Annotated in this window: 11 protein-coding genes; 8 read left to right on the top strand and 3 right to left on the bottom strand. The window is 73.0% G+C overall.

All coding sequences use genetic code 11. The features are described from left to right. From SACPADRAFT_RS33765 to SACPADRAFT_RS0207370, 3 genes are all read left to right on the top strand, one after another. Positions 1 to 699, top strand: a 699-nt coding sequence (locus tag SACPADRAFT_RS33765) for a YncE family protein (RefSeq protein WP_007025519.1), incomplete at its 5' end; no start/stop codon positions are given. Then, positions 696 to 923 (top strand): DUF5703 family protein, encoded by a 228-nt coding sequence (locus tag SACPADRAFT_RS0207375; protein WP_007025518.1) that lies wholly within the window; start codon positions 696 to 698, stop codon positions 921 to 923. The genes SACPADRAFT_RS33765 and SACPADRAFT_RS0207375, both read left to right, overlap by 4 nt. A gap of 111 nt (positions 924 to 1034) precedes the next feature. Beyond that, positions 1035 to 1508 (top strand): YybH family protein, encoded by a 474-nt coding sequence (locus SACPADRAFT_RS0207370; protein ID WP_007025517.1) that lies wholly within the window; start codon positions 1035 to 1037, stop codon positions 1506 to 1508. A gap of 78 nt (positions 1509 to 1586) precedes the next feature. Here the strand turns inward: SACPADRAFT_RS0207370 and SACPADRAFT_RS0207365 are convergent, their stop codons facing one another. Beyond that, complete coding sequence (locus tag SACPADRAFT_RS0207365; protein ID WP_007025516.1) at positions 1587 to 2405, bottom strand: SAM-dependent methyltransferase; 819 nt, start codon at positions 2403 to 2405, stop codon at positions 1587 to 1589. A gap of 180 nt (positions 2406 to 2585) precedes the next feature. On the opposite strand from SACPADRAFT_RS0207365, the gene SACPADRAFT_RS0207360 reads away from it, so the two are divergent. After that, positions 2586 to 3017 carry a hypothetical protein gene (locus tag SACPADRAFT_RS0207360; RefSeq protein WP_007025515.1) on the top strand — a complete coding sequence of 144 codons (432 nt, stop codon included), beginning with the start codon at positions 2586 to 2588 and terminating at the stop codon, positions 3015 to 3017. A 5-nt stretch (positions 3018 to 3022) separates the two neighbouring features. Here SACPADRAFT_RS0207360 and SACPADRAFT_RS0207355 read toward each other — a convergent pair whose 3' ends face one another. Then, positions 3023 to 3643: an L-threonylcarbamoyladenylate synthase gene (locus SACPADRAFT_RS0207355; protein WP_007025514.1), complete on the bottom strand. Its 621-nt coding sequence runs from the start codon at positions 3641 to 3643 to the stop codon at positions 3023 to 3025. A gap of 75 nt (positions 3644 to 3718) precedes the next feature. After that, positions 3719 to 4678: a LysR substrate-binding domain-containing protein gene (locus SACPADRAFT_RS0207350; protein ID WP_007025513.1), complete on the bottom strand. Its 960-nt coding sequence runs from the start codon at positions 4676 to 4678 to the stop codon at positions 3719 to 3721. Positions 4679 to 4799: 121 nt separating this feature from the next. Between SACPADRAFT_RS0207350 and SACPADRAFT_RS0207345 the strand changes: the two genes are divergently transcribed. The 4 genes from SACPADRAFT_RS0207345 to SACPADRAFT_RS0207330 all read left to right on the top strand — a co-directional run bounded on the left by SACPADRAFT_RS0207345 (position 4800) and on the right by SACPADRAFT_RS0207330 (position 8083). Then, positions 4800 to 5744, top strand: a complete 945-nt coding sequence (locus tag SACPADRAFT_RS0207345; RefSeq protein ID WP_007025512.1) for a CoA transferase subunit A — start codon at positions 4800 to 4802, stop codon at positions 5742 to 5744. A 3-nt stretch (positions 5745 to 5747) separates the two neighbouring features. After that, positions 5748 to 6509: a CoA-transferase subunit beta gene (locus SACPADRAFT_RS0207340; protein WP_007025511.1), complete on the top strand. Its 762-nt coding sequence runs from the start codon at positions 5748 to 5750 to the stop codon at positions 6507 to 6509. A gap of 85 nt (positions 6510 to 6594) precedes the next feature. After that, the gene (locus tag SACPADRAFT_RS0207335) at positions 6595 to 7758 is read left to right on the top strand and encodes an acyl-CoA dehydrogenase family protein (protein ID WP_007025510.1); all 1164 of its coding nucleotides are present in this window, start codon (positions 6595 to 6597) and stop codon (positions 7756 to 7758) included. Between the two features lie 37 nt (positions 7759 to 7795). Continuing rightward, positions 7796 to 8083, top strand: coding sequence for a hypothetical protein (locus SACPADRAFT_RS0207330; protein ID WP_007025509.1), 288 nt, complete (start codon positions 7796 to 7798; stop codon positions 8081 to 8083). Positions 8084 to 8306: the final 223 nt, after the last annotated feature.

Below are 8306 nucleotides of genomic sequence, written 5' to 3'. Positions count from 1 at the left end.
GCGGGCGAACTGACGGTCACCGACGGGGCCGTGCTGGTGCCGGTCCCCGGCGCCGACGTGCTCACACGGGTCACCCTGCCCGGCGGTGAGCGGGACACCACCGAGGTCCGTGGCGGGCCCTCGGGTGCGGTCGTCGACGACGCCGGGCGCACCCTCGTGGCGTTGCGGAACCGTGCGGCGGTGGCCGTCCTGTCCGACGGCCGGGTCACCGACACCGTGGAGGGCGGCCTCTACAGCGCCGACGACGTGCTGATCGCCGACGGCGACCCGTACGTGCTGGACCGGGAGCGGACGGCGCTGTTCGGGCTGGACGTCGCCGGCGACGAGTTCCGCGGGGGACTGCGGGCCGGCCACGGCGCCACCAACGCCGTCGTCGACGACTTCGGCCGGATCCTGGTCGCCGACACCCGCGGCGGCGGGCTGCTCGCGTTCTCGCCGGACCCGTTCCTGCTGCGCCAGCGGTACCCGGTCCCGGCGGGCCCGCACGGCCTGGCCTACGACCCCACCACGGACGTGGCCTGGGTGACCCTCCCGCGGCGCAACGAGGTCGTCGGGTTCGACATGCGCGGCGGCGAGCCCGAGGAACGGTACCGCTACCCCACCGTCCGCCAGCCGGATTCGGTTACCGTCGACCCACGGACCTCGCGAGTCGTGGTCGGCTCGGCGGCCGGGGAAGGGATCCAGGTGATCGAGCCATGACGAGCACGGAAGCGGTGGTCGACGGGGACTGGGAGTACCGCCGGGTGCAGCTGCCCCCGGGGGTGTCGCGGATCTCGGCGACCGTGCAGCTGTCCATCCAGGCGGAGTTCTCCGGCTGGGAACTGTCCAGCGTGCGGCTCTACTCGGACGGCACCCGCCGGGTGTGGCTGCGCAGGCGCCGGTCCCTGGCCACACCGGCGGGGCTGCCGGGGCTGATGGTCTGAGACGGCGGTCGGCGTCGGGCCGGTTCGCGAGGGCCCGGAACCCGCGAAGCGCTAACGACCGCGGTGACCACGCTTGACTTCGAGCGCTGTCGATATCCTAGCGTCACCGACATGCCGACGAGCGCGACGGACCGGGAGCGGATCTCGGCCGTCATCGACCGATACCGGCGAGGATTCGCCACCATGGGTGTCGACGATCTCCTCGCCATCTGGGATCGCGACTACGACCACCTCGTCCACGTCGCGTTGGAGGAGGCCACTCCCCGGCGGACCTGGAAGGACATCGAAGCCTACTATCACCGGGTTCCTTCTTCCGATCCGGCGTTCCAGGCCGCTATGCACGTCGACACCCTGTCCATCGGTGTCCTCGGCGATGTCGCGCACGCCTTCTGCCATTTCCGTTTCGAAGGCCGGCACGGCGGGCATGCGCCCCCTTTCGTCGTGGAAGGGCGGTCGACCTTCCTCATGCGTCGCCACGACGCATCGTGGAAAGTGATTCATTACCGCGAATCCGCCCCACCGGAGACCGTGGACCAACCGACCACCGATTCGACGCCCCTCGGTAGCCCACCGCACCCGGGATGACGAGCGCCCGGTCGCCGTAGGTCGGTGCCCGCCGGGAGCGTCGGCCGCCGACCGCCCGTGCGGTGTCCCGGCCCCGGGTCAGGGCTTGCGGGCGACGCCGCTGAGCAGGACGCGGTCCATCGACGTCAGCGGGGTCAGGCGGGGGCCGTCGGGCCACCATTCGTGCAGGCGCACCAGACCGGGCTCGACCGGTTCGAGGCCCTCCAGGTAGGCGGCGATCTCGTCCCGGGTGCGGAACCGGCCGGAACCCATCGAACTGCCGGTGAGGCGCTGTTCCATGTCCCCAGCGAACGTGCTCGACTCCGGGTCCTCGTCCTGCGGGTCCCAGAAGTGGCACAGCGCGACGTACGAGCCGGACGGGAGGGCGTCGACGTAGCGGCGCATGATCCCGTGCGGGTCCTCGTCGTCCATCAGGTGGTGCAGGGTGTTGCACTGCATCAGCACGTACGGGCGGTCCAGGTCGAGGTTCCGGGTGACGTCGGGGTGCCGCAGCAGGGCGTCCGGGTCCGCCAGGTCGGCCTCGACGAAGTGGGTGGACGGGTTCTCCTCCAGCAGCGCCCGGCCGTGCGCCCCGACGACGGGGTCGTTGTCGACGTAGACGACCCGCGCCTCGGGGTTGATCCGCTGCGCCGCCTCGTGGGTGTTCTCCTGGGTGGGCAGTCCGGAGCCGCAGTCGAGGAACTGGTCCATGCCCGCCGGGCCCGCGAGCCAGCGCACGACGCGGACCAGCCACTCGCGGATCGCGACGGCCGTGGCGGGGGCCTGCGGGTCGGACTCCAGCACCGACCGGTAGACCACCCGGTCGACCTCGTAGTTGTCCTTACCGCCCAGCAGAGCGTCGTATACCCGGGCCACGCTCGCCTTCGTGGTATCGATCGTGGTCTCGCCACCGGACATCGTCACACCCCCGACCTGTCGTGCCTGCAAGATCACCGCAAAAGGTAGTACAGGAGTTCCGGTCAGTGAACACCGGTACCGGCGGCCCCGTGTTCCGGGTGACACCGGGCGGCGCCCGCCTTGACACTCCGCCGTTCAGTCGAACTATTGTTCGATCGAGGGAGTTGTGAGGGAGTGCCGATGGAGCAACCGGACCGGCGACGGACGGAGCAACGGGCGGAACACCGGCCGGAACCGTCCCCGCGTTCACCACTGCCGTGGTGGCGCCGGGACGCGAGTTCGACCCCGACCCGACCGGTGTGGGCCCCGGCCGGGGACGCACCGCCCACGTTCCGGCCGGTGGACCCGCCGCAGTGGGTGTGGGTCGACCCGCGCGCGGCGCTGCGCAAGAACGCGTTCGAGATCTCCGGGGACGACGAGGAGGGCATCCAGTACCGGTACGAGGCCAAGGGACTGCTGCGCGGGTGGATGCCGTCGGTCGACGGGGCCGCGCTGGGCGTGGTCACCTACCAGCTGCTCACCGCGGACCTCGCGTGGCGCACGATCGTCACGACGTTCGTGCCCGCCCACCAGATCCGGTTCCGCGCCCGCACCGGCAGGGAGAAGAGCTGACCGGCTCAGGTGAACCGGGCGGGGTCCCCCGCGCCGACGCGGACCACCTCCGGCTCGTCGTCGGAGAAGTCGACCACGGTGGTGGGCTCGGTGCCGCAGTCGCCGGAGGCGAGCACCACGTCCACCAGGTGACCGAGCCGTTCCCGGATCTCCCACCCGTCCGTCATCGGCTCCTCGTCCCCGGGCAGCAGCAGCGTGCTCGACACCAGCGGCTCCCCCAGTTCGGTGACCAGGGCCCGGGCGGTGACGTGGTCCGGGATCCGCGCCCCCACCGTCCTCTTCTTCGGGTGCGCCAGCTGCCGCGGCACCTCGCGCGTCGCGGGCAGGATGAACGTGTACGGGCCGGGCACCGACGCCCGCACCGCCCGGAACACCGTGTTGCTCAGATGCACGAACTGGCCGAGCTGGGCGAAGTCCCGGCACACCAGCGTGAAGTGGTGCCGGGAGTCCAGGTCGCGCAGTGCCCGGATGCGTTCCATGCCGCGCTTGTTGCCCAGGGTGCAGCCGAGCGCGAAACCCGAGTCCGTCGGGTACGCGATCAGACCGCCGGACCGCAGCACGTCGACGACCTGCCGGATCGACCGGGGCTGCGGATTGCGCGGATGCACGTCGTAGTACGTCGCCACGCGCCGAGCCTAGGGGCTGGGCCCCGGCGACGGCCAGCACCGCAGGGGCGCGTCCCCCGGTGCCGTGCCGGTCGGCTACCGGGCCGTGTCCGGGCCCGTGCCGGTCGGCGGCCCCGCGTCCGGCGTGTGGTCGGTGGGCTCGCCGTCGGGTGTGGGCAGTGCCCGCTCGGCGACGGCGAGCACCGTGGCCAGGGCCGCCGACGGGTTGTCCGGCCGCCACGCCAGCGCGGACACCAGGGTGACCGGTTCCCCGGCCAGCGGCCGGTACACGAGCCCGGTCTGCTGGACGTGCCGGCAGGTCGTCAGCGTGAGCGTGACGCCGACCCCCGCCGCCACGAGCGCGAGGATCGTGTGCGTGTCCGGGGCCTCCTGCACGACCCGCGGGTGGAACCCGGCGGCGACACACGCCCGCAGGGTCGCGTCCCGCACGCTCGACCCGGCGCCCGCGGGGAAGCTGACGAACGGCTCCCCGGCCAGCTCGTTCACCGGAACCCGGTCGTGCCGCGCGAGCCGGTGGTCCGCGGGCAGCGCGCAGATCATCTCCTCCTCGTCGACGACCCGCGTGGCCACCCCCGGCTGCGGGGCGGGCGAGCGGACGAAGCCCAGGTCCAGCGACGCGTCCGCGACCCGCGCCAGCGCCGTGTTGGCGTAGGTCTGGCCGCGCAGGACCAGTTCGATGCCGGGGTGCGACGCGCGCACCGCCCGGGTCAGCAGCGGCAGACTCTCGTGGGCGGAGGCCCCGGCGAACCCGACGGTGACCCGCCCGTACTCGCCGCGGCCGCCCGCCCGTGCGGCGCGGGTGGCCAGGTCGAGGTCGTCCAGCACCCGGCGGGCGGGGTCGAGGAACGCCTGCCCCGCGCTGGTCAGCCGCACCGACCGGGTGTTGCGCTCGAACAGCGGCACCCCGAGTTCCCGCTCCAGCGCGCGGATCCGCTGGGACAACGGCGGCTGCGCCATCCGCAGCCTGCGCGCCGCCCGGCCGAAGTGCAGTTCCTCGGCCACCGCGAGGAACGCGGCGACATGACGGATCTCCACGGGGCACCCCACCGGATCGGAAACTGATATGCCGACGGTCTCGGTCCGAGCCTAATCGAGTATTGGACGGCGATGAATGCGCCCTGGCACGGTGAGCACACGACCGCGGGAGGAGCCGCCGATGCCGGGCCGCAGAACGGACAAGAGGACGTCCCTGCACGACGCGATCGCCGCGCACGTCCGGGACGGCGACACCGTGTCCCTGGAGGGGTTCACCCACCTGATCCCCACGGCCGCCGGCCACGAGATCATCCGGCAGGGTCGGCGGGACCTCACCGTCGTGCGGATGACCGCCGACATCGTCGTCGACCAGATGCTGGCCGCCGGGTGCGTGCGCAAGCTGGTGTCGTCGTTCGTGGGCAACTCCTCGGCCGGGTCGCTGGGCAACCTGCGCGGCCGCATCGAGCGGGGGGTGCCCGCACCGCTGGAGTACGAGGAGTACAGCCACTACGGGATGATCTGCCGCTACCTCGCCGGGGCACAGCGGCTGCCGTTCTACCCGCTGCGCTCGTACGCGGGCAGCGACCTGCCGTCGGTCAACCCGGGCATCCGGAAGGTCGCCTCCCCGTTCCCCGGTCCCGACGGCGGCACCGAGCACATCTACGTGGTGCCACCGGTGCACCCGGACGTGACGATCGTGCACGCGCAACGCGCCGACCGGGCCGGCAACGCCCAGCTGTGGGGCCTGACCGGGGTGCAGGCCGAGGCCGTGTTCGCCGCGGAGCGGGCCGTCGTGGTGGTCGAGGAGATCGTCGCCGACGAGGTCGTGCGCTCCGACCCGAACCGCACCCTGATCCCCGCGCACGCCGTGGACGCCGTGGTCGAGTGCCCGCGCGGTGCGCACCCCTCGTTCGCCCAGGGCTACTACGACCGGGACAACACGTTCTACCGCTCGTGGTCGGCGATCAGCGCCGATCCCCGGCGCCTGCGCGAGTGGCTCACCGAATGGGTGTACGGCACCCGGGAGCACGCCGAGTACGTCGCCAAGCTCGGCGGCGACGTCCGGGACCGGCTGGCCGTGGGCGACGCACTCAGCGCGCCGGTGAACTACGGAAGGCGGTTGTGACAGGTGAGCCCGGTGACCTCCTCCGAACTCGTGTCCGTCGTCGCCGCGCGGGAACTCGCGGGCACCGGCACGGTCTTCGCCGGGATCGGGCTGCCGACCCTGGCGGCGTCGCTGGCGCAGCGCACCGTGGCCCCCGACCTGGAGGTCGTCTACGAGTCGGGGGTGTGCGGCGCGCACCCGGACAGCCTGCCCGAGACGATCGCCGACGCCGTGCTGGTGACCGGCGCCGAGGCCGTGCTGGACATGCCCACCCTGTTCGGGTCGGTGCTGCAGGGCGGCCACATCGACGTCGGGTTCCTCGGCGCGGCGCAGATCGACCGGTGGGGCAACCTCAACTCGTCGGTGATCGGCGACTGGCACGCGCCCCGGGTGCGGCTGCCCGGCCCCGGGGGCGCGACCGAGGTGATGGCGGGCGCGGACGCGGTGTTCGTCGTCATGCGCCGACACGACCCACGGTCCTTCGTGGACGAACTGGACTTCTGCACCTCACCCGGCCCGGACCGGGCACTCGCGGACGGCGTCCGCCCCGCCGGACGCGGCGTCACCCGCGTGATCACCGATCTGGGCGTGCTGTCCCGGGACGGCGTGGGGCAGGAACTCACCCTCACGGCGCTGCGGCGGGGCGTGAGCGTGGAGCGGGTGCGCGCCGCCACCGGCTGGCCCCTGCGGGTCGCCGCCGACCCGGTCACCCTCGCCGACCCCACCGACGCGGAACTGGCGATGCTGCGCACCGCGATCGATCCCGAGCGGGTGTACCTGCGCTGACCCCCGCACGACGAGTCTCCACGCGGCCCCGCCTTCGTCCGCGTGGAGCACCACACACCGCGGACCACCGACCGAGAGGAGCACCGTGCTGGCACGTGACTTCGGGCTGACCGGGACACAGCTCGACTTCCGCGGGATGGCGGCCGAGTTCGTCAACGCCGAGATCGCCCCGTACGCCCGCGACTGGGACCGCGCCGAGCGCGTCCCCCACTCCGTCGTGACCCGGCTCGGGGAACTGGGCTTCCTCGGGTTGGGCGTGCCCGAGTCCTACGGCGGCGTCGAGGCCGACATGCTGTCCACCGTCCTGGTGACCGAGGAACTGGGCCGGGGCGACTCCGCCGTGCGCGGCATCGTGTCGGTCTCGCTCGGCCTGGTCGCCAAGACGATCCTCGCGCACGGCGGCGAGGAGCAGAAGCAGCGCTGGCTGCCCCGCCTCACCGCGGGCGAGGCGCTGGGCTGCTTCGCCCTGACCGAGCCGGAGACCGGGTCCGACGCGGGCTCGCTGCGCACCCGCGCCACCGCCGACGGCGACGACTGGGTGCTGTCCGGCAGCAAGATGTTCATCACCAACGGCACCCGCGCCGAGGTCGCGCTCACCTTCGCCCGCACCGACGACGGGGTCACCGCGTTCCTGGTCCCGACCGACTCGGCCGGGTTCACCGCCACCGAGATCCACGGCAAGCTCGGGCTGCGCGGCCAGGCCACCGCCGAGCTCGCCTTCGACGACGTGCGGGTGCCCGACTCCGCCCGGCTCGGACCGGTCGGCAAGGGACTGGGGATCGCACTGGGTGCCCTCTCCCGCGGCCGGATCTCCGTCGCGGCCGGTGCGGTCGGTGTGGCGCAGGCGGCGCTCGACGCGGCCACCCGCTACGCGACCGAACGCGACCAGTTCGGCCGGGCGATCGCGTCGTTCCAGCTCGTCCAGGAACTGCTGGCGGACTCCGCGGTGGCGGTGCAGGGCGCGCGGCTGCTGACCCACCAGGCCGCGCGGATGGCCGACTCCGGCATGCCGCCCCGGGACTACGCCACCAACGCCTCGGCGGCGAAGTACCAGGCCAGCGAGACCGCGGTCCGGGTGACCAACGACTGCCTGCAGGTGTTCGGCGGCTACGGGTTCGTCGACGAGTACCCCGTCGGCAGGTACGTGCGCGACGCGCGGGTGCTCACCCTGTACGAGGGCACCAGCCAGGTGCAGAAGCTGCTCATCGGCCGGGCACTGACCGGTGTGGACGCGATGACGGGAGCATGACCCCGCCACCGGGCGCGGGATGGCAGGATCGACGGACATGACCGACGAATCCGACCGTCCCGCCCGTGCGGACCGGCGCCGTCGCGGCACCCGTGGCGCCACGGCCGCCGTGGGCTCCGCCGGGCCCGCCGAGCTGTTCTCCACCCGCAGGCTCGTCTCGGTCGCCCTGATGACCGTGCTGGGCCTGGCGGTGTTCGTGTTCGCCCTGGTGGCCAGCGAGCCGAACTGGCTGCTGTGGATCTTCGGCGGGCTGATGGTGTTCAGCGCCCTCACCTTCTGGTCCCTGTACGCCCTCTACCACCTCCGCTCCCGCCGCCGCGGCTGAGGCCGCCCGGGTGTGCCGTGCAGGACCCCTTCCCTGCGTATGGCGCAGGGAAGGGGCCCCTCGCTGCGCCAGGCGCAGGGAAGGGGGCCTTCACGGGACACCCCGGCGCGGGTCAGGGGGTGTCGCCGCCGGGGCGCACGCGGCGGTAGAGGCGGCGGGCGCGCATCGCCGCCGGGGACTGTTCGGACAGCTGGCGAACCGTGTCGGCGACGAGCTTCAGGCC

This window comes from Saccharomonospora iraqiensis subsp. paurometabolica YIM 90007 (genome assembly GCF_000231035.2).
Taxonomy (GTDB): Bacteria; Actinomycetota; Actinomycetes; order Mycobacteriales; family Pseudonocardiaceae; genus Saccharomonospora; species Saccharomonospora paurometabolica.
The sequence above is the reverse complement of the archived record's forward strand: the minus strand, read 5'-3'. Positions and strand labels throughout refer to the sequence as shown.

Bases quoted from the DNA above. Each gene is read 5' to 3' on its own strand.
- SACPADRAFT_RS0207375 (WP_007025518.1), top strand. From the start codon at position 696: ATGACGAGCACGGAAGCGGTGGTCGACGGGGACTGGGAGTACCGCCGG.
- SACPADRAFT_RS0207370 (WP_007025517.1), top strand. From the start codon at position 1,035: ATGCCGACGAGCGCGACGGACCGGGAGCGGATCTCGGCCGTCATCGAC.
- SACPADRAFT_RS0207345 (WP_007025512.1), top strand. From the start codon at position 4,800: ATGCCGGGCCGCAGAACGGACAAGAGGACGTCCCTGCACGACGCGATC.
- SACPADRAFT_RS0207360 (WP_007025515.1), top strand. From the start codon at position 2,586: ATGGAGCAACCGGACCGGCGACGGACGGAGCAACGGGCGGAACACCGG.
- SACPADRAFT_RS0207365 (WP_007025516.1), bottom strand. From the start codon at position 2,405: ATGTCCGGTGGCGAGACCACGATCGATACCACGAAGGCGAGCGTGGCC.
- SACPADRAFT_RS0207330 (WP_007025509.1), top strand. From the start codon at position 7,796: ATGACCGACGAATCCGACCGTCCCGCCCGTGCGGACCGGCGCCGTCGC.